General features: G+C 30.5%; 19 protein-coding genes. 17 read left to right on the top strand and 2 right to left on the bottom strand.

The features are described from left to right. The 11 genes from ACTHW2_RS02550 to ACTHW2_RS02500 form a co-directional block, all read left to right on the top strand. A partial coding sequence (locus tag ACTHW2_RS02550) for a M24B family metallopeptidase (protein WP_442262163.1) occupies positions 1-861 on the top strand: 861 nt, incomplete at its 5' end. A 30-nt stretch (positions 862-891) separates the two neighbouring features. After that, positions 892-1,395: an ECF transporter S component gene (locus tag ACTHW2_RS02545; protein WP_442262162.1), complete on the top strand. Its 504-nt coding sequence runs from the start codon at positions 892-894 to the stop codon at positions 1,393-1,395. Positions 1,396-1,399: 4 nt separating this feature from the next. Next, entirely contained in the window at positions 1,400-2,143 is a 744-nt protein-coding gene (locus ACTHW2_RS02540; protein WP_442262161.1) for an AIR synthase related protein, read from the top strand. 133 nt (positions 2,144-2,276) lie between these two features. Beyond that, entirely contained in the window at positions 2,277-4,157 is a 1,881-nt protein-coding gene (uvrC, locus tag ACTHW2_RS02535) for an excinuclease ABC subunit UvrC (RefSeq protein WP_442262160.1), read from the top strand. Next, on the top strand, positions 4,138-4,341 hold the full coding sequence (locus ACTHW2_RS02530) for a PspC domain-containing protein (RefSeq protein WP_442262159.1): 204 nt from the start codon (positions 4,138-4,140) through the stop codon (positions 4,339-4,341). Before uvrC ends, ACTHW2_RS02530 begins: the two co-directional genes overlap by 20 nt. A gap of 3 nt (positions 4,342-4,344) precedes the next feature. Continuing rightward, on the top strand, positions 4,345-5,268 hold the full coding sequence (gene hprK / locus ACTHW2_RS02525) for an HPr(Ser) kinase/phosphatase (protein WP_442262158.1): 924 nt from the start codon (positions 4,345-4,347) through the stop codon (positions 5,266-5,268). Between the two features lie 177 nt (positions 5,269-5,445). Beyond that, positions 5,446-8,979, top strand: coding sequence for a pyruvate:ferredoxin (flavodoxin) oxidoreductase (nifJ, locus tag ACTHW2_RS02520; protein ID WP_442262157.1), 3,534 nt, complete (start codon positions 5,446-5,448; stop codon positions 8,977-8,979). Positions 8,980-9,094: 115 nt separating this feature from the next. Then, positions 9,095-10,009, top strand: a complete 915-nt coding sequence (murB, locus tag ACTHW2_RS02515; protein WP_442262156.1) for a UDP-N-acetylmuramate dehydrogenase — start codon at positions 9,095-9,097, stop codon at positions 10,007-10,009. Beyond that, a complete protein-coding gene (locus ACTHW2_RS02510) occupies positions 10,009-10,746 on the top strand; it encodes a PHP domain-containing protein (protein WP_442262155.1) in 738 nt (245 codons plus the stop codon). Before murB ends, ACTHW2_RS02510 begins: the two co-directional genes overlap by 1 nt. A 10-nt stretch (positions 10,747-10,756) precedes the next feature. After that, on the top strand, positions 10,757-11,611 hold the full coding sequence (gene rapZ, locus ACTHW2_RS02505; RefSeq protein WP_442262154.1) for an RNase adapter RapZ: 855 nt from the start codon (positions 10,757-10,759) through the stop codon (positions 11,609-11,611). Positions 11,612-11,620: 9 nt separating this feature from the next. Beyond that, the gene (locus ACTHW2_RS02500; RefSeq protein ID WP_442262153.1) at positions 11,621-12,613 is read left to right on the top strand and encodes a gluconeogenesis factor YvcK family protein; all 993 of its coding nucleotides are present in this window, start codon (positions 11,621-11,623) and stop codon (positions 12,611-12,613) included. A gap of 7 nt (positions 12,614-12,620) precedes the next feature. On the opposite strand, the gene ACTHW2_RS02495 is transcribed toward ACTHW2_RS02500, so the two are convergent. Further along, positions 12,621-13,145 (bottom strand): hypothetical protein, encoded by a 525-nt coding sequence (locus ACTHW2_RS02495; protein WP_442262152.1) that lies wholly within the window; start codon positions 13,143-13,145, stop codon positions 12,621-12,623. Positions 13,146-13,184: 39 nt separating this feature from the next. Then, positions 13,185-14,216 (bottom strand): M42 family metallopeptidase, encoded by a 1,032-nt coding sequence (locus ACTHW2_RS02490; protein WP_442262151.1) that lies wholly within the window; start codon positions 14,214-14,216, stop codon positions 13,185-13,187. A 151-nt stretch (positions 14,217-14,367) separates the two neighbouring features. On the opposite strand from ACTHW2_RS02490, the gene ACTHW2_RS02485 reads away from it, so the two are divergent. The 6 genes from ACTHW2_RS02485 to ACTHW2_RS02460 all read left to right on the top strand — a co-directional run bounded on the left by ACTHW2_RS02485 (position 14,368) and on the right by ACTHW2_RS02460 (position 22,330). After that, positions 14,368-14,772 carry an NUDIX hydrolase gene (locus tag ACTHW2_RS02485; protein ID WP_442262150.1) on the top strand — a complete coding sequence of 135 codons (405 nt, stop codon included), beginning with the start codon at positions 14,368-14,370 and terminating at the stop codon, positions 14,770-14,772. 14 nt (positions 14,773-14,786) lie between these two features. Then, complete coding sequence (gene whiA / locus ACTHW2_RS02480; RefSeq protein ID WP_442262149.1) at positions 14,787-15,737, top strand: DNA-binding protein WhiA; 951 nt, start codon at positions 14,787-14,789, stop codon at positions 15,735-15,737. After that, complete coding sequence (locus tag ACTHW2_RS02475; RefSeq protein WP_442262148.1) at positions 15,738-16,004, top strand: HPr family phosphocarrier protein; 267 nt, start codon at positions 15,738-15,740, stop codon at positions 16,002-16,004. Positions 16,005-16,016: 12 nt separating this feature from the next. Next, positions 16,017-16,397 carry a GrdX family protein gene (locus ACTHW2_RS02470; RefSeq protein ID WP_442262147.1) on the top strand — a complete coding sequence of 127 codons (381 nt, stop codon included), beginning with the start codon at positions 16,017-16,019 and terminating at the stop codon, positions 16,395-16,397. 182 nt (positions 16,398-16,579) lie between these two features. After that, positions 16,580-18,688: a methyl-accepting chemotaxis protein gene (locus ACTHW2_RS02465; protein ID WP_442262146.1), complete on the top strand. Its 2,109-nt coding sequence runs from the start codon at positions 16,580-16,582 to the stop codon at positions 18,686-18,688. Between the two features lie 162 nt (positions 18,689-18,850). Continuing rightward, positions 18,851-22,330 (top strand): DNA polymerase III subunit alpha, encoded by a 3,480-nt coding sequence (locus ACTHW2_RS02460; protein ID WP_442262164.1) that lies wholly within the window; start codon positions 18,851-18,853, stop codon positions 22,328-22,330. The last annotated feature ends 250 nt before the right edge of the window (positions 22,331-22,580 follow it).

Raw genomic sequence — 22,580 nt, 5'->3', positions numbered from 1 at the left:
GAACTTAAAAATCAAAGGAGCACCTATGTTAAAGATGGAGTAGCTTTAGTTAAATTTTTCCACTGGTTGGATACAAATATAGGTAAAATAGAAATAACAGAAGTAACAGCAGCAGATAAACTTGAAGGATTTAGAAAAGAACAAGAACTATACATGGAACCAAGCTTTGGAACTATATCGGCTTATGGTGAAAACGCTGCTATGGCTCATTATTCAGCCACAAAGGATTCCTTTTCTGTATTAAAAGCTCAAGGACTTTACCTAGTAGATTCAGGTGGACAGTATTTGGATGGTACAACTGATATTACTAGAACTGTAGGATTAGGTGAAATAAGTGATGAAGAAAAAAGAGACTTTACCTTAACTTTAAAAGCACATATAAACTTAAGCAGGATGAAATTTTTAAAAGGAAGCAATGGATATCAACTAGATATAGCTTGTAGATATCCACTATGGCAAGAAGGTCTTGATTTTAAACATGGGACAGGGCACGGAGTAGGATTTGTATTAAATGTTCATGAAGGACCTCATAGAATAGCTAATGCTCCAAATGATATATCTTTAGAAGAAGGCATGGTAGTTTCTATAGAACCTGGAGTATATAAAGCAGGAAGACATGGTATTAGAATAGAAAACATAGTGGCTGTTCAAAAAGATATAGAAACAGAGTTTGGTCAATTTATGAGTTTTGAAACTCTTTCGTTTGTACCAATAGATTTAAACTGCATAGATATAAAACTATTGGATGAAGTTGAAAAAAAATGGTTAAATAGCTACCACCAAGAAGTTTATAATAAATTGTCACCTTTTTTAAATAAAGATATAAATAAATACCTAGAAGAAAAAACAAAATCAATCTAACTATATTCAAAGAAAGAGAGATGAAAATTGATGAATTATACTAGTAAGTCTGAAAAAAATACCACTATTAAATTAGTATATATAGCCATGTTTATTGCACTTTCATTTATCGGGTCTCTTATAAAAATACAAGGAACTATAGCCCTTGACTCTATGAGTGCATTTTTCGCAAGTCTTTATTTAGGACCAGCTGCTGGAGCTATTGTTGGAGCTTTGGGACATCTACTTACTGCCTTTACAAGTGGATTTCCATTAACAATTCCAATACATCTAGTCATAATGTTACAAATGAGTGTAATTGTTTATATATTTGGATATTTATATAAAAAATATAATGGCTTGCTTGCAAATGTAGTAGCAATACTCTTAAATGGACCTGGAGCTGTATTTATGATTGCTCCTATTGCAACGGCCCTAGGACTTCCCTTAAGCGGAGCAGCATTTATTTATGCTATGATAGGAGTTTTAACAATTGGGTCCATTGTAAACATAGTTTTAGCTTCTTTATTATTTGGAAGAATGAAAAAGAGGTAAAGAGATGAAAACTATAAAACATAGGGATTTAACACTAATAGATATAAATGACAAACAAACACTTGTTATATCTTGTGATTCTTCAGGAGGTATAGGAGAAAAAAAGGATGATATAATAAAAACCACACCGGAAGTGGTAGGTTACTTTGGAGCGCAAGTTAGTATGATGGAAATCTTATCATTTGGGGCTAGACCTATATCAGTCATAGATACTCTTTCGGTAGAGATGGAAAGTACTGGAAGAAGGATAATTAAAGGTATAAAAGAAGCTTTAGAACCTTTAGAGTTTGACATAGAAAATATACTTACTGGAAGTAGTGAAGAAAACTTTCCAGTAAGCGTAACAGGTGTTGGTATAACTGTTATAGGAATTATAAATAAGGAAGACTTTATTTTCCCCAAAACTAAATCAGGACTTATTGCAGCTCTTGTGGGAGTTCCTAAAGTTGGAGATGAAATATTAAAAAACAGAACAGATATAATAAACATAGAAAAACTACTAAAATTAAAAGAAAAAGACTATATAAAAGAGATATTACCAGTTGGATCAAAAGGTATACTACATGAATTTGAAGAAATGGCAAAGACTAATAATCTTGAAGCTATTTTAGAAAAACATATCAATAAGGATATATATAAGTCGGCAGGACCTTCTACATGTGTTATAGTTTCTTTAGAAAAAGAAAAGTTTGAAAATTTAAAATTAGAAACACCTTTACCGGTAGAAAAAATAGGAGAATTTATATAATAAAATAATTTAATAATTTAAAACATAATAAGAGAATATAAAAATATAAGATGATTTAGCTCCATAAATCATCTTATATTTTTCTTTTCTTGTGTGATATAATAATATATAAAGATAAAATGAAGGTGATGATATGTTTAATATAGATGAAGAATTAAAAAAACTACCTGCTAAACCAGGTGTTTATATAATGAAGAATAATGATGATGAAATAATATATGTAGGTAAAGCGATTTCACTTAAAAACAGAGTTAGACAATATTTTCAAAAATCTAATAGTCAAGGTATGAAAGTTCGTGCCATGGTAAGTCACATAAAAGAATTTGAATATATAATAGTGGATAATGAAGTCGAAGCTCTTATATTAGAGTCTAATTTAATAAAAAAGCATAAACCTAAATATAATATACTACTTAGAGATGATAAACAATATCCTTATATAAAGGTTTGTATGAAGGAAAAGTTTCCAAGAGTTATGAAGACAAGAAAGGTGCTAAAAGATGGTGCAAAATACTTCGGACCATATCCAAGTGCTACAGCTGTTAACGATGCCATAGATATACTTCATGATATATATCCATTAAGAACATGCAAGGTAAACTTAGATAAAAACAAGAAAAATCTAAGACCTTGTTTAAGATATCATATAGGTAAATGTACTGGTGTATGTATTGGTCTTGGGGATGAAGAAGAATATATGGAAATTATAAAAAAGGTTATAAAATTTTTAAGTGGTAAAGATGAAACTATTATAAACTCTATTGAAGAAAACATGAAGAAATCTGCTGAAAACTTAGAATTTGAAAAAGCAAGCGTATATAGGGACCAGTTAAACTCACTCCTAGTATTACAAGAAAAACAAAAGATAGTTTCCGATACTACTATAGATCAAGATATAATAGCTATGGCAAGAGGTCTTGAAGAGGTATGTATACAGATTTTCTTTATTCGAGGTGGAAAAATACTAGGGAGAGAACATTTTTTAATAGAAGATACCTTTAATTCACAAAGGGGAGAAGTCTTAAGTTCTTTTATCAAACAGTTTTATATAGGGACAGCTTACGTACCTAGAGAAATAATTTTAGAAACAGAAATAGAAGATGTAGAAACCGTAAGTAAATGGCTAGAAAAAAAGCGGGGAACAAAAGTAAATGTAATTGTTCCAAAACGGGGAGATAAGACAGAACTTATAAAGATGGTAAGTAAAAACGCAAGGGATATGTTAAATAAATATGGGGACAAATTTTTAAAAAAACATAGACAAAATTTAAAAGCTCTAGAAGAAATTCAGGAAATACTACAATTAGATAATCGGATTAAAAGGGTAGAAGCATATGATATATCAAATATAAGTGGGGTGCATTCAGTTGGCTCCATGGTAGTCTTTGAAAATGGAGAGGCTAAAAGAAGTGACTATAGAAGATTTAAAATTAGATCAATAGACACTCCAGATGACTATGCTAGTATGGAAGAAGTACTAAAAAGAAGGTTTAAAAGAGGGATTCGGGAACAAAAAAATACTGCAAAAGATTTAAAAATGAAAGGATTTTCAAACTTTCCTGACCTTATAATGATGGATGGTGGGAAAGGTCAAGTAAATATAGCCTTAAAAGTATTAAATAGTTTAAATATAAATATCCCAGTATGTGGACTTGTAAAAGATGATGCTCATACAACAAGAGGTATTATATATAATAATATAGAGTACAATATGGATCTTGATTCACTTGGATTTAAGATGATTTATAAAATACAAGAAGAAGCACATAGATTTGCTATCAACTATCACAGAAGCCTTAGAAGCAAAGATATGTTTAGATCTGAACTTGATGATATAAAAGGGATTGGACAAAAAAGAAAAGTAGCACTTTTAAAACATTTTAAAAGTATTGAAAAGATTAAAAGAGCAAGTATTGAAGAGTTAAAAGGAGTAGAAACTATGAATATTAAAGCTAGTGAAAGCTTATATAATCATTTTAGAAAGGAGAATAAAAATGGGAAAAAAACTTTATAGATCAGAAGAAAATAAGATGATAGCGGGAGTATGTGGTGGAATAGGTGAATATTTTAATGTAGATCCTACTCTTATAAGACTTGCCTGGGCTATACTTTCTATACCTACAGCAATTTTTGGTGGGGTAATACTTTATCTAGCAGCAGCTATAATAATACCGAGTAAATATGAGATAGGAGAGTAATAGATGGAATATGTAAAATTAACAAAGGTTATAGAGGAACTAGAGCTAGAGGTAGTATATCCTTCCAAAGATATGGACAGTATAAAAATATACTCTAGTGAAATAAGTAGACCCGGTCTTCAAATAGGAGGTCATTTTAATAAGTTTGTGCCTGAAAGAATCCAACTTTTAGGTAATGCAGAATGGTATTATTATAAATCTTTACCTCTAGAAAAGCGTATGAAAAATATTGATGAATACTTTTCATACGACATGCCAGCTATTATATTTTCGAGAGATTTAGAAATATTTCCTGAACTTATTCATTTAGCTAAAAAATATAATAAAACTATTCTAAGATCTAAAAGGACTACTTCAGGCATTATAAATAAGCTTACTAGCTACATAGATCTGGAACTCACTCCTGAAGCTAGAGTATACGGTGTATTTGTAGAAGTATATGGTGTAGGAGTTCTTATAACTGGAAAGTCTGGTGTAGGTAAATCTGAAACGGCACTTGATCTTGTAATTCGTGGACATAGGCTTATTTCTGACGATACAGTTATTATAAAAAATATAGAGGGAAAACTTGTAGGAAGCTCACCCGAAATAACTAGACACTTTATGGAGATAAGAGGACTTGGTATACTTGATATTGAAAGACTTTATGGTGTTGGATCTGTTAAAAACTCTGAATATATATCTGTAGTAGTGGAATTGGAGATTTGGGATAGGCTTAAAGAGTACGATAGGGTAGGACTTGATGAGAAGTTTACTAAAATATTAGATAAGGAAATTTCAACTGTTACAGTTCCCGTAAAACCAGGTAGAAATGTTGCTATGATAATAGAAGTTGCAGTTAGAAACTTTAGGCAAAAACTTTTAGGTTATAATGCTGCAGAAGAACTAAATAAAAGGATAAAAAATAGAGTAAAAGAGAAAAAATAATCAAAAAATAGTTTTAAACATAGATTAACTTTGGTTGACAGTGTGATTGTTATTTTATATACTTATATTTATAAACAGTAGTACTTTACTATTGTTAACAAATTAACTATATAAAATTATTTATTTAAGATTTAACTTTTAAACTTTACAAAAACTAAATATAGGAGGTCATTAATAATGACTAAAGTTATGAAAACGATGGATGGAAACACTGCCGCATCATACGTATCTTATGCCTTTACTGATGTTGCTGCAATATATCCAATTACTCCATCATCCGATATGGCTGAGCATGTTGATGCATGGGCAGCTGAAGGAAAGAAAAATCTTTTTGGACAAGAGGTATTAGTAAAAGAAATGCAATCTGAAGGTGGTGCAGCAGGAGCAGTACACGGTTCGCTACAAGCGGGAGCACTAACTACTACCTATACTGCTTCCCAAGGACTATTACTTATGGTTCCAAACATGTACAAAATTGCTGGAGAATTGCTTCCTTGTGTATTTCACGTATCTGCAAGAGCTTTAGCATCTCACGCACTTAGTATATTTGGGGATCACCAAGATGTTATGGCAGCAAGGCAAACAGGTTTTGCGCTTCTAGCATCAGGTTCAGTACAAGAAGTTATGGATTTAGCAGGAGTAGCCCACTTAGCATCTATAAAAGGAAGAGTACCATTTGTACATTTCTTTGATGGATTTAGAACAAGTCATGAAATTCAAAAGATAGAGCTTATGGATTATGATGAACTTGGAAGATTACTAGATAAAGATGCTGTGCAAGAATTTAGAGAAAGAGCATTAAATCCAGAGAATCCAGTAACTCGTGGAACAGCTCAAAATCCTGATATATATTTCCAAGCAGCAGAAGCTTCAAATCCTTATTATGAAAATATAGGTCAAATAACTTATAACTATATGAAGGAGATAAGTAAGGTAACAGGAAGAGAATACAAACCATTTAACTATTATGGACATGAAGAAGCAGAAAGAGTCATAGTAGCTATGGGTTCTGTAACTCAAACTATACAAGAAACTGTTGACTATCTATTAGAAAAAGGAGAAAAAATAGGACTTATAGAAGTTCATCTTTATAGACCTTTTGTAGCTGATTATTTCTTTGATGTATTACCAAAGACAGTTAAAAAAATAGCAGTATTAGATAGGACAAAAGAAAAAGGTGCAATAGCTGAGCCGCTTCACTTAGATATAAAATCTATATTCTTTGATAGAGATGAAAGACCAGTTATTGTAGGAGGAAGATATGGTTTAGGATCAAAAGATACTACTCCTTCACAAATACTTTCAGTTTATGAAAACTTAAACGAAAACACACCTAAAGATAGATTTACTATAGGTATAATAGATGATGTAACAAATACATCTTTAGAAATAAAAGAAACTATAGATACAGAACCAAAAGAAACTATAAAGTGTAAGTTCTGGGGCTTTGGTTCAGATGGTACAGTTGGAGCAAATAAACAAGCTATAAAGATTATAGGTGACGATACTGATATGTATGCTCAAGGATACTTTTCCTATGATAGTAAAAAATCAGGTGGTATTACAATATCTCACTTAAGATTTGGCCAAGAACCTATAAAATCAACATACTTAATTACAGATGCTGACTTTATATCTTGTTCAAAACAATCTTATGTATATCAATATGATTTACTTAAAGGACTTAAAGATGGTGGAACTTTCTTATTAAACTGTATATGGACAGAAGAAGAATTAGAGAAAAATCTTCCAGGGAAAATGAAAAAATATATAGCAGATCACAATATAAACTTCTATACTATTAATGCTACTAAAATAGCAGCGGAGATAGGATTAGGTAGTAGAATCAATATGGTAATACAATCAGCATTCTTTAAACTATCAGAAGTTCTACCTATTGATGAAGCTGTAGCCCATCTTAAAAAATCAATAGTAGATGCTTATGGTAGCAAAGGTGAAACCATAGTAAATATGAACTATGAAGCAGTAGATAAAGGTATAGAATCCTTAGTTAAAATAGATGTTCCAGAAACTTGGAAAAATGCAAAAACTGAAGAGGAAAATGAAACAGATTTTCCAGAGTTTATAAATGAAGTTCTTGTTCCTATGAATAGACAAGAAGGAGACAACTTACCAGTAAGTGTATTTGCAGGTGATAGGGCTGATGGTACTTTCCTACCGGGAACAGCAGCTTTTGAAAAACGTGCTATAGCAATAGATGCGCCTGAATGGATAATAGATAACTGTATACAATGTAATCAATGTTCATATGTATGTCCTCATGCTGTTATAAGACCTTTCCTTTTAGATGAAGAAGAGCAAAAGGCTAAACCAGAAACTTTTGAAACTAAAAAGGCTATGGGTAAGGATATGGGTAAGTACGAATATCGTATACAAGTATCAGTACTTGACTGTACAGGATGCGGTAACTGTGCTGAAGTTTGTCCTGCAAAAGAAAAAGCTTTAGTTATGGTTCCTTTTGAAGATCAGTACGAAGTACAATCTAAAAACTGGGAATATGCTATGACTGTAAAGACAAAAGAAGATCCAATGAAAGTTACTACTCTTAAAGGAAGTCAATTTAGACAACCACTATTTGAGTTCTCTGGAGCTTGTGCAGGATGTGGAGAAACTGCTTATGCTAAACTTGTAACTCAATTATTTGGAGATAGAATGTATATAGCAAATGCTACAGGATGTTCATCAATTTGGGGTGGTTCAGCACCAACAACTCCATATTGTAAAAATCAAGATGGTAGAGGACCAGCTTGGGCAAACTCTCTATTTGAAGACAATGCTGAATATGGATATGGTATGGCAATAGCAGTTAGACAAATAAGAGATAAAATAAAATTATTAATGGAAAACTTCCTTGAATTAGATGTTGAATCAGAATTAAACGAATACTTTACAAATTGGTTAGAAAACATGAAAGATGAAAAAGCTACGAAAGCTGCAGCTGGAATGATCTTACCAAGACTTGATAAAGGACATGACAATAAAGAAGCAAATGAAATATTAAAAGAAATTGCTAAGAGAAAAGACCATCTAGTTAAAAAATCAATCTGGATATTCGGTGGAGACGGTTGGGCTTACGATATCGGATTTGGCGGACTAGACCATGTACTAGCCTCAGGAGAAGATATAAATGTATTAGTATTTGATACTGAGGTATATTCAAATACTGGTGGTCAGTCATCTAAAGCTACACCTACGGCAGCAGTAGCTAAGTTTGCTGCCTCAGGTAAAGAGATTAGAAAGAAAGATTTAGGTCTTATGATGACATCTTATGGCTATGTATATGCAGCACAAATAGCTATGGGAGCAAATATGAATCAAACTATAAAAGCTATAAATGAGGCAGAATCCTATGAAGGTCCTTCATTAGTAATGGCTTACGCACCATGTATAAACCATGGAATAAGAGCTGGTATGGGTACTAGTGTAAGACAAGAAAAAAGAGCAGTTGAATCAGGATACTGGCATTTATATAGATTTGATCCAAGACTTGAAAAACAAGGTAAAAATCCATTCCAACTAGACTCTAAGGAACCAAAAGAATCATTTATCGACTTTTTAAACTCTGAAGTTAGGTATACTTCTCTTAAGAAGAAGTTCCCTGAAATAGCAGAAGAATTATTTGCTCAGGCAGAGAAAAATGCTAAAAGTAGATATGAAAGTTATAAAAGAATGGCAAATCAAGAATATTAAGATATTTTTTAAAAGTGCGTCCTTTTACAAAAGGATGCACTTTTTTATATGCATATAGCATAATAATAGAGTATATGATAAAATAAAAGTGAATATAGATGTTAGGAGTGATAATTTGGATAAAAAAAGACTAATCCAAATATTTGAAGATAAAAATGTAGGTAGTGTACTTATAGATGAACCAATGAAAAATCACACAAGTTTTAAAATTGGAGGACCAGTAGATATAATGATTCTACCTAGGACTGAAGATGAAGTAAAATTAGCGATGAAACTTTGTAAAGAAAATAAGCTCCAATTTATGATAATGGGAAATGGGAGCAATCTTCTTATAAAAGATGGTGGAATAAGAGGTGTAATAATAAAGCTAAATGAAAACTTTAATAAAGTAGAAGTAAAAGACGATCGAATATACGCTCAATCAGGAGCACTTTTAAATGCAATAAGTAGAATAGCCTTAGAAAACTCCCTATCAGGTTTTGAATTTGCAACTGGTATTCCTGGTGCTCTTGGTGGAGCTATGACTATGAATGCAGGAGCTTATGGCGGAGAAATGAAAGACGTAGTGGAAAGTGTAAGAGTATTAGATGAGAATGGGGATATAAAAGAATATAGCAATGAAGAAATGAACTTTAGATATAGGGGAAGTAGAGTATCAGACGAAGGTCTTACAGTTTTGACTATAGTGTTTAAATTAAAACATGGAAAACACGAAGATATAAAAGCGATTATTGATGATCTTACTCATAAGAGAACTTCAAAACAGCCACTAGAATATCCAAGCGGAGGAAGTACATTCAAAAGACCAGTAGGATATTATGCTGGAAAACTTATAGATGATTCTGGACTTAGAGGTCTGAGATATGGGGGAGCAGAAGTTTCTAAAAAACATTGCGGTTTTGTAATAAATATAGAGGAAGCTACTTGTAAAGATGTATTAACTTTAATAGATATAGTTAAAAAAACAGTAAAGGATAATTTTGGGGTAGAACTTGAAAGAGAGATAAAGCTTTTAGGTGAGGAGTTATAATGAGACTTATTGGAGATTATCATACGCATACAACTTATAGCCATGGGAAAGGAAGCATAGAAGATAATGTAAAAATAGCAATTAAAAAAGGACTAAAAGAAATAGCTATATGTGACCATGGTCCAGGACACTATTTATATGGCGTAAAAGAGAAGAATATACCTCTTATGAAAGAAGAGATTTTAAGATTAAACGATAAATATTCTAAGGATGGAATAAATATATTATTAGGTGTAGAAGCAAATCTTATTGGATTTGATGGCATGATAGATATGGATGAAAAACTTATCAAGCATACTGATATACTTCTTCTAGGCTATCATTATGGAATCGTTCCAGCAAGTGTTGGAGACGGGATGGGATTTTATATAAAAAATCCCTTAACAAAACATTTAAGATTTGGTAGAGAAAAGTCTATGGCATTAAATACATTAGCCTTTATAAAGGCTATAAATAAATATCCAATAGACTTTATAACCCACCCAGGTGCCAAGGTTAGACTAGATATAAAAGAGTTAGCAAAAGAAGCGGCAAAGCTAGGAACGGCACTTGAAATAAATGCAAAACATGGAGAACTTTCAGTTGAAAGTATAAAAATAGCTATGCAAGAAGAAGTAGAGTTTATAGTAAATAGTGATGCACATATATCGGAAGATGTAGGAAGTATAAACAAATCATTAGAAAGAATAAAGGAGGCCGGACTTCCTTTAGCTAGGGTAAAAAACATGAAACAATAGGAGGAAGAAAATGGATTTTCTGATAATAACAGGTATGTCTGGGGCAGGAAAGTCTCAGACAATGAAAATTATGGAAGATATGGGCTATTATTGTATGGATAATCTTCCGCCAAATTTACTAGTTCAAGTTGCGGAGCTTTTTAAAGAATCTAAAAGAGGGATTAATAAAGTTGCAGTAGTTGTAGATATTAGGGGAGGAGAATTTTTTCATAGTCTTTCAAAATCATTAGAAGGATTATCTAATATGGGTATAAATTATAAGATTCTATTTTTAGATGCATCTAAAAATACCATTATAAGGAGATACAAGGAACTTAGAAGATCTCATCCTTTAAGGCCAGAAGGAAGTATTATAAAGGGAATAGAAGAGGAAAGAAAACTTTTAAAAACACTCAAGGAAAGAGCCTTTTATATAATAGATACATCAAATTTAAATATAGCAACACTTAAAGAAGAAATTTATAAATTACTTTTAAAAGATGGTGAAAAAAGAAAATTAACTGTAACTGTTACAAGCTTTGGTTTTAAAAATGGGATGCTTATGGATGGAGATCTTGTTTTTGACGTGAGATTTCTTCCAAATCCCTATTATATACCTGAGTTAAAAGAATACTCTGGTAGAGAAGAAAAAGTTAAAGAATATGTATTTAAGTGGCCTCAAACAAATATATTTATATCGAAATTAACTGAAATGTTAGAGTTTTTAATACCACACTATATACAGGAGGGAAAGACACAACTTGTAGTAGGAATAGGTTGCACAGGTGGTTTTCATAGGTCAGTTGCTATGACAAATAGACTTGCAGAAATACTTAAAAACAATGGACACAGAGCTATAGCAAATCATAGAGATTTAAAAAGATAGGGGGTTAGTATGGATTTAAAAGAACAAAAGTATGAACCCAAAATCGTAGTAATAGGAGGAGGAACAGGACTTTCTATACTGCTAAAGGGACTTAAAAAGTTTACTCCGAACATAACAGCTATAGTTACAGTTGCAGATGATGGGGGCAGTTCAGGAGTTCTTCGTGAAGACTTAGGTATGCTTCCACCGGGAGATATAAGAGCTTGTATGTTAGCTCTTGCAAATACTGAACCTAAAATGGAAAAATTATTTCAATACAGATTTAATAATGGTATATTAAAAGGACAAAGTTTTGGCAATATATTTATAGCAGCTATGAATGGAGTTTATGGTAGCTTTGAAGAGGCTATAAAAGAATCTAGTAATGTACTTGCTATAACAGGAAAAGTATATCCTATGACATTTGATAATGTAAGGATAAAGGCAGAACTTCATAATGGGAAAATAGTAGAAGGTGAATCTTATATATCTACGGAATCTGTAAAACAAAATAGTAAGATAAAAAGTATATCTATAGAACCTGAAGTTTCTCATCCAGTTCCAGAAGCACTTATAGCTATAAGTGATGCAGATTTTATAGTTTTAGGTCCTGGTAGTTTATATACTTCTGTAATACCGAATCTTTTAGTAAGTGATATTGCAAAAGAAATATGCAAATCTTCTGCACCTAAAGCATACATAGTAAATGTCATGACTGAGCCTGGTGAAACAGATAACTATAAGGTACTAGATCATGTTCAAGCAATATTAGATCATTCAAATTGTAATATTTTAGATTATGTAATAGCAAATACTGAAAATGTACCATTAGAGATATTAGAAAAATACATAGATGATGGGTCAAGGCCTGTTAAAATAGAAGAAGATGATGAGAAAATATTGGCTAAAAAAGATATAACCTTAGTAGCTAATTCTTTAATAGATGTAAAAAAGGATTACATAAGACATGATAATATAAAATTAAGCGAATTATTAGTTCACTTAGCAAAAAGTAGACCATAAATATGGTCTACTTCTTTTTTTCATCTAATAATCTTCCTATTAAAGTACCAGCAGTTTTTTTAGTAAGTGAATCATAATTTACCTGTTGATTTAAATCTTCTGCTAATTTCTTAATAGTTTCTATTTGTCTTTTGGTAGGAGCTTCTTTTTGGAGGGACTCTTCGACATGATATTGTGTTTCCTTAGTTTCTACATCATCTTCTGAAGTTAGTTCTTCTACAGCTGTCATGCCTACATTTGTAAGATCTCGAAGGGCACGAGCCTTTGCTCTAGTAGAAGCCATTCTAATAATATGGGGAGCTAACATATTATTTACAGACCTAGGACTAGCATCACCTATATCACTAAAACTTGAGTCTTTTGTTCTAGCAATAGCTTTTATAACAGCTGTCATATTATTGGCTTCACTAGGAAATTGTAAAAGTTCAACATCTATAGATAAAAGACCCATATTATGAGCTAAATCTAATAAACCCTCATAGGTTACAAAACTTTTTCCTTGTAAATTTATAATAAATTTTTCATTTATCATTTTTTCACCTCTAAATTATATTACCCAGATTTCCTATATTTATCTTGTAAGATATAGCAAAATAAGCTTTATTGTATTTTCAATAGCCTCTATATGAGTTCTTTCAAAAGAATGAGATGCGTCCACACCAGGACCTATAAGAGCTGCTTTCATATCGTGACCAGCTCTTAATGCTGCTGATGCATCTGAACCATAAAATGGATATATATCTACCTTATAGCTTAACCCTTCTTTATGGGCTAATTTTGTAAGTTTTTTTCTCATTTCTAAATCATAAGGACCTGTGCTATCTTTTGCACATATTGTAACTGAAAATTCATCAGAAGTTTGTCCTTTACCTGGAGCAGCCATATCAATAGCTAAAAATTCAAATGTTTTAGCTGGTATAGATGCACTTGAACCGTGTCCAACTTCTTCATAATGACTTATAAAAAAATTTGTAGTATAATTTGGAACAATATTTTTTTCTATCATTTCTCTTAATACAAATAATATTGCTATAACACCTGCTTTGTCATCTAAATGTCTAGATTTTATAAATCCATTTTCAAATATTTTAGTTCTTGGATCAAAACTTATAAAATCACCCACATTTATTCCAAGTTTTTTCACATCTTCTATAGAACTTACCCTTTCATCTATTCTTATTTCCATATTAGCTTTATTTCTTTCGGTAGAACTTGTTTCACTCCCATGAACATGAGAAGATGCTTTATTTGTCATAACTGTGCCTTCAAAAGTTTTACCTTCCATAGTTTCTATAGATACATATTCTCCTTCTACAGTATTAAAAGAATATCCACCAATTTGAGAAAATTTTAATCTACCATCAGGCTTTATTTCTTTAACCATAGCACCTAATGTGTCTACATGGGCCGAAACTGTAACTTCTTTGGAAGTATCTTTTCCTGGTATGCTCACCATTATATTTCCCTTATTACTTCGATTGATATTTAAATTTAATTTTTTAAATTCATCTTCTAGAAATCCCATTGCCTTATCTGTATTACCTGTAGGGCTTGGAATTAAAAGAAGCTCTTTAAGTTTTTCTAATATAGTTTTTTTTGTCATATTGATTTTCCTTTCATAAGATAATAATAGTATTATATAACACAAAAGCTTTTAATTCATATAAAAATAAAATATACTAACATTATTTATAAAAATATAGTATAATTAGTATGTATGGTTAATTTTAAGAAGTTTTTCAGGAGTTGGTTATATGCGTAAAGAAGTTAGCTCTGGTGGTATTGTTATCTTCGGGAATACTATTTTACTTCTAAAAAAATATAATGGTGATTGGGTTTTACCTAAAGGAAGTGTAGAAAAAGAGGAAAGCTTATCTACAGCCGCATTACGAGAAGTAGAAGAAGAAACAGGAGTTAAAGGAAATATAATAGGATATGTTGATAAAATAAATTATAAATATAAAAGTATTCAATACGATGAAATCGTTTCTAAAATAGTCCATTGGTATCATATGGAGTGTTACTCTATGGAATGTAAACCTCAAAAAAACGAAGGATTTATTTTAGCAAAGTTTATTCATCGTGATAAGGTATTAGAAAAATTAAGATATGAAGATGAAAAAAGGATAATTAAAAAGATCTTAAAACTTACAAAATAGAAATAGGTGGTAGAATGTCTTTTTCACAAAAAACTAAAAATGAACTTTCCAAACTTCCATTAGGCTCTAGGTGCTGTTCCTTAGCAGAACTTGCTGCTTTAGTTAGGATGTGCGGGACTATACAAATAAATAGTGGGAAAAATATTAATCTAAAATTTTCTACGGAAAATGCAAGTATTGCAAGAAGAATATTTTCTATATTAAAAAAGAGTTATGATATTGAAATAGAGGTTATGGTAAGAAAAAATAGACAACTTAAAAAAAATAATAACTATCTTATAGTTATAAATGATAAAAAAGCATCCAAAGAAATACTTCTAGACGTAGAATTTCTTGAGCGAGAAAATATAAATATATTTAATCCAGATTATAAAATAAATAAAAATATAATAAAAAATAGATGTTGTAAAAGAGCTTATATAAGAGGTTCTTTTTTAGGTGGTGGATCTATTAGCAATCCCGAGAAAACCTATCATTTAGAAATGGTTACTAATAATAAAGAACATGCAGAAGATCTATCAAAAACGATAAATACATTCGATCTTAATTCTAAAATTGTTTTAAGAAAAGAAAATTATATAGTCTATATAAAAGAAGGAGAAAAGATTGTAGATGTATTAAATATAATGGGAGCACATCAAGCACTTTTACATTTAGAAGACATAAGAGTATTAAAAGATATTAGGAATAATATAAATAGAATTGTAAACTGTGAAACGGCAAATTTGGGTAAAACTATAAGTGCTAGTTTAAGACAGATAAATGATATAAAATTTATAGATGATCATATGGGTATTCATAAACTACCAAAAGGTTTAAGAGAAATATCTATATTAAGGCTTGAAAACCCAGATGCTAGTTTAAAAGAATTGGGAAAAATGCTTTCCAATCCTGTTGGAAAGTCTGGAGTAAACCATAGATTTAGGAAAATTGGAGAAATTGCTAAAGAATTAGGAGGGAATTAAATGAAAAAGAAAACTGTAATTTTAGATAATGAAGAAGGACTTCATGCAAGACCTGCAGCTAAATTTGTTCAAAAAGCAAATAAATATGAATCTGAAATAGAGATAGAATTCAAAGGAAATATAGTAAATGGTAAAAGTATAATAGGTATAATGAGTCTAGGGGCTTTTCCAGGAGAGAAAATAAGTATCATAGCAAGTGGAAGTGACGAAAATAAGGCTGTAGAAGAACTAATAAACTTTTTAAAAGATGGATTCAAAGAAATTTAAATGGGAGAATTTATGAAAAAAACTATAATTACAAATAATAAAACTGTTTATTTACAATATAAAGATAGATTTGGTTTTATCTTTAGTGATAGCTATACTTATAAAGATGTATTAGAGATAACAAGATCTAAGATACACGAAGGATACAGGCTTTTAACACACCCACTATCAGGAAGTATAAAGCCCAATGAGACTCCCTTTAAAACTATAATTATTTCTAAAGAAAAGGGAGAACTAGACTATCAAAGCCTTGCAATAATAGAAGAAAGCATTATAGTATTTAATAAATTTAATTTGGACAAAGAGACTCCAAATTGGCCGGAAAAAATATTAGATGATTTTAGAGTGGTAGATTTTTCGCTAATAGAAAATGTTATAGAAAAATTTATTTAAAGACTCAAAACACTGAGTCTTTATTTTATGTCTTAAAATAAATTAAAATGTAAAAATACCGAAAAAAATGTCTAATAATAATTCAAAGCTTCATACAAATTTCAAATTGTCTGTAAATTCAAAGTATTGTATAATTTACTGGGGAGTGTTGTTTTTAAATTATATAATCAGGGGGCATATAAATGAAACTTAGGACAAAGATTATTTTAATAGTATTATTAGCAGTATCAATAATTTTCACTTCAACTGCTATAATAACTATTACTGGCACCAAAAACATGGCAGAAGTACAAGCAAATGAATTAACAAATGCAATAGCAGCTGAAAATTCTTCTATAGTATCAGAAATACTAAATAATTCTATTAATTCAGCAAATGGACTAGCTAACAGTCTAGGGGTAATGGTTGGTAAAGACGTAGAAGATAGAGAATTAGTGTTAGATATGATAAAAGAGATGTTAGAATCAAATGAAGATATGTTCGGAGCATTTGTAGGATTTGAACCTGATGCTTTTGACGGACAAGATAGTGAATATGTAAATGAAAAATATCATGATGAAACTGGAAGACTTATACCATATCTTTACAGAGAAGATGGCGAGGTAAAATATAGAACCCTTGATAGTTATAATGTTGAAGGGGTAAACGATTACTATATACAACCTATGACCAATAAAAGATCATACATAACAGAACCAACCGAATTTGAGGTAGATGGTAGTATGGTAATGGTAAGTTCACTGACAGCTCCCATTATATATAATGGTCAAGCAATAGGTATAGTTGGAGTAGATATTACATTGGAAAAACTTCAAGAAATTGTTTCCCAAATCAAGATATATGATGAAGGAATAGGAAAAATAATATCAAATAATGGTACAGTAGTAGCACATCCCGATATATCTTTAGTTGGTGAAATAACAGATGAATTAGTTAGTGGTGAAGAAAAGAGAATAAATGATTATAAAGAGTCTATAGAAAATGGTCAAAAATATTCAAATATGTCCTATTCAGATGAATTAAAACAAAATGTATTTAAAACTATGACCCCTATTGAAATAGGAGATACTGAAGCACCGTGGAGTTTCGGAACTGTAGTTTTGGAAGATGATATGTATAATGAGGTTCAAGGACAGACATATTTTTTAATAATAGTAATGGTTATTGGTTTAGCCATCTTAGGTGGCGTCATATATATAATTTCTGGTTATATAACTAAACCAATTGTCTTAGCTTCACAATACGCAGATAATATATCTAACTTAGATTTACAGGTTGCTGTAGATGAAAAGCTATTAAATAGAGAAGATGAGATAGGTGATTTAATAAGATCCTTTGATAAAATTTGTAACAATTTAAAGGAGATTATTAAAAGAATAAGTAGTTCATCGAACAATCTAACGAGATCATCTATAGTATTAAATCAAATATCTGAAAAATCAGCGACCTCTTCAGAAGAAATTTCAAGGACTATAGCTGAGATTGCAAAGGGAGCAAGTGAACAAGCTATTAGCACAGAAGACTCTGCACATCATGTAGATGATATGAATAGGCTTTTAGATAAGGAAGCTGAGTATATATCAAAATTAAACACAACAGCAGATAAAATAGAAGATCAAAAACAGCAAGGTTTTAATATATTAAATATTCTCATAGATAAAACTGAAGAAAACAATAAAGCGACAGAAGAAATATATGAAATTATATTAGATAACAACCAAAGTGCAGAAAAAATAGAAGAGGCTAGTGGTATGATTCAAAATATAGCAGAGCAAACTAATCTTTTAGCACTAAATGCTGCTATTGAAGCAGCTAGAGCTGGCGAAGCAGGTAAAGGATTTTCTGTTGTAGCAGAAGAAATAAGAAAACTAGCCGAACAATCTAATAACTTTACTGAAGAAATTCAAGGGATTATTGAAGAATTAAAGTATAAATCTAAAAATGCAGTTGAACATATGGAAATTGTAAAAGATATTTCTTATGATCAAAAAGATAAGGTTAAAGATACAGAAGATAGATTTGAATCTATAGCTGATGCTATAGGACAAGTAAAAAATATGATTGAAGAGCTAAATAAATCTGTAGAGTTTATGGGAGAAAACAGAGATAACTTGGTAGATCTTATGCAAAATCTAACTGCAATTGCTGAGGAGAACGCAGCTGGGACAGAAGAAGCATCAGCAGCAATGGAAGAACAAACATCTTCTATCGAAAAAGTTGCTACATCCAATGAAGAGTTGGAAAGAATTGCCAAAGAATTAGAAGAGCTTATAAATAAGTTTAAAATATAAATATAAAAAACTTAAAATAAATGTTCCTTATAATAGATTTATTAAACAATTAAAATCTACTATAAGGAATATTTTTATGTTTTAAATTAAAATATATAATTATTTAAAATTAACAATATATGATAGAATAAATGTATATAAACTTTAAAGGAAGTGATTAAAATAGAAAAGATAGAATTTGCCCATTTACATGTTCATACGCAATATAGCTTGTTAGATGGCTCAGCTAAAGTAAAAGAACTTATACAAAAGACTAAAGAACTAGGAATGGACTCTATTGCTATTACTGATCATGGTTCTATGTTTGGAATAATAGATTTTTATAAGGAAGCTAGAAAACATGGTATAAAGCCAATATTAGGATCAGAAGTTTATGTAGCTAAAGGCAAATATACTGATAAAGAAACAAAAGATAAAGCTAGATTTCATTTAGTACTTCTAGCAGAAAACAATATAGGATACTCTAATCTTATGAAAATAGTATCTGAAGGATATATAAATGGATTTTATTATAAGCCACGTATAGACAGAGATGTACTTCGAAAACATAGTGAAGGTATAATAGCGCTTTCAGCATGTTTGGGGGGAGAAGTTCAAAAATATATTACAAACAATAATTATGAAAAAGCTAAAGACATAGCTTTAGAATATAGGGATATATTTGGAAAGGGAAATTTCTTTTTAGAACTTCAAGACCATGGTATAGAAGAACAAATACTTGTAAATCGTGAACTTGCTAGATTGAGTAAGGAAACAGATATACAACTTATAGCTACAAATGATGTTCATTATTTAGAAAGAAAAGATGCAGAGGTACACGATGTACTCCTTTGTATTCAAACTGGAAAAACTGTAGGTGAAACTGAAAGAATGAAGTTTCCAAGTGACCAGTTTTATTTAAAATCTCCACAAGAAATGATAGAAAAATTTGGAGGTTATGACGGTGCTATTGAAAATACCGTTAAGATAGCTGACAGATGTAATGTAGATATAGAGTTTGGAAATCTTCATTTACCTGAATATATTGTGCCAGATGGATTTACAAATAAATCCTATCTAAAAAAACTTATACTAGAAGGTCTTAAAAAAAGATACGGTGAACTAAGCAAAGAAATAATGGATAGATTCTTATATGAGTTTGGTGTAATAGTTGATATGGGATATATAGATTATTTTTTAATCGTTTGGGATTTTATAAAATATGCTAAAGATAATCAAATAATGGTAGGACCTGGTAGAGGCTCAGCTGCCGGAAGTATAGTATCATATGGGCTTGGAATCATTGATATAGATCCTATAGAATATGGACTTATATTTGAGAGGTTTTTAAATCCAGAAAGAGTTACCATGCCAGATATAGATATAGACTTTTGCTATGAAAGAAGAGAAGAAGTAATAGAATATGTAGTTGAAAAATATGGAGAAGATCGTGTAGCTCAAATTGTAACATTTGGTACCATGGCAGCTAGGGGTGCAATAAGAGATGTTGGAAGAGCTTTAGATCTTCCTTACGGAGAGGTTGACTATATAGCTAAACAAATACCAACAGATCTTGGAATGACTATACAAAAGGCTCTTGAAGTTAGCTCAGACTTAAGAAATAGTTATCAAACAGGAGTACAAACTAGAAGACTTATAGATGTAGCTATGTCTGTTGAAGGACTTCAAAGACATACTTCAACCCATGCTGCTGGAGTAGTTATATCAAAAGAACCTATTACAAATTATGTACCACTTTTAAGAAATAAAGAAGCAATATCAACTCAATTTAATATGACAGAGTTAGAAGAATTAGGGCTTTTAAAAATGGATTTTTTAGGCCTTAGAACTTTAACTGTTATAAGGGATTCGGTTGATTTAATTAAGGAAAACCACAATATAGATATAGATTTTGAAAGTATAACATATGATGATAAAGAAGTATTTGAAATGTTTGCAAGAGCAGAAACATTAGGTATATTTCAGTTTGAAAGCCCAGGCATGAGAGCATTTTTAAAGGAGCTAAAACCAAATGTATTTGAGGATCTTATAGCTGCCAATTCACTTTTTAGACCAGGACCTATGAATCAAATTCCAACATTTGTAGAATGTAAACATGACCCGAGTAAGATCACATATATCCATGAAAGTCTAGAAGATATATTAGATGTAACATACGGATGTATAGTTTACCAAGAACAAGTTATGAAAATAGTAAGAGATATAGGTGGCTATTCTATGGGGCAAGCTGATTTGGTTCGTAGAGCTATGAGTAAAAAAGATATGGAAGTTATGGAAGAGGAAAGAAAAAATTTCATCCATGGTCAAGTTGATGAAAATGATCAAATAGTAACTAAAGGAGCAGTAAGAAACGGTGTAGATGAGGTATCAGCAAATAAAATATATGACCTGATGATAGATTTTGCAAACTATGCCTTTAACAAGTCACATTCTGCAGCTTATGCTGTAATAGCTTATAGAACGGCATTTTTAAAACATTACTATCCAGTAGAATTTATGGCAGCTCAAATATCTTCCATAATGGGAAATATAAATACAGTCTCATTATATATACAAGAATGTAAAAGATTGGGTATAGAAGTAATGCCACCAGATATAAACGAGTCATTTCATAAATTCACAGTAAATAAAGGTAAAATAAGATTTGGATTAACTGCTGTAAAAAATGTAGGCGTAAATTTTATATCATCTATAATAGAAGCAAGAAAATATGGGAATTTTAAAAACTTTACAGACTTTATAGAAAGAATAGAAGAAGTAGATTCAAATTCTATGAATAAAAGAGCCGTAGAAAGTCTTATTAAAAGTGGTGCTATGGATAGCTTAAATTTAAAAAGAACACAACTTTTAGCAATTTATGAAAAGATAATAGATAGGATTCATTCAGATAAAAAGAGAAATATAGAAGGACAATTTTCAATTTTTGATACAGTTGAAGAAAGTATAGACAAAGATAATGCTCCAGATTTAAAAGAATTTCCTCAAGAAAAACTTCTAGAGATGGAAAAAGAAATTTTGGGTATATATGTATCTGGTCATCCCTTAGAACCTTTTGAAAAAGAAATAAGTAAGATTTCAACCATAACAACCGTGGAAATAAATGAAACACTAGTAGATGAATCTGATGATGAATCAAAAGGACTAAGTGGAGTTTGGGATGGTAAAAAGATAAGAATAGCAGGACTTGTCTTAGAAAAGAAAAACAAAATAACAAAAAATAACAACATGATGGCATTTATGACTATAGAAGATATGTATGGGGTAATAGAAACAATTGTTTTTCCAAAGACTTATGAAAGGTATAAAGATCTTTTAAATGAAGGGAAAGTAATAGTAATAGAAGGAAAGCTTAGTTTATCTGAAGTAGAAGAACCCAAGATAATATGTGAAAGATTATCAACACTAGATAGATTTAAGAAGAAAAAGGTATATATAAAAATAGTAGGGGATGATATGGAAACTTCAATGGAAGAAATAAAGTCGACTATATCTAAATACCCTGGTAAAAATCCTGTATATATATATGTGGAAAAAGAAAATAAAGCTTTCCTTTCTGATAAATCACTTTGGATAAACAATGATGAAAATGCAATTGTCGAATTGAAGGAGAAATTTGGGAAAGATTATGTTAAAATCTCTTAATATTTTTTATATATAAAAGAATATGATATAATAGTATTTTAGATGAGATTATACAGTCTATAAGTAATAAATTCGCATATAAAGGATTTTATTTAAATAAAATCCTTTATATGCGAATACCTTTATTCAAAATGGATTGATTATATAAATATATGTATTGAATATAATAGATTTAAAGGATTTAACCTTAAATAAGTATTAGATAGTTGCAGAATGTGATTTTTAAAAATATCTGTGTTATCCACAAGAA

This window comes from Tissierella sp., assembly GCF_052089545.1.
In the GTDB taxonomy this organism is placed as follows: Bacteria; Bacillota; Clostridia; order Tissierellales; family Tissierellaceae; genus Tissierella_A.
The sequence above is the reverse complement of the archived record's forward strand: the minus strand, read 5'-3'. Positions and strand labels throughout refer to the sequence as shown.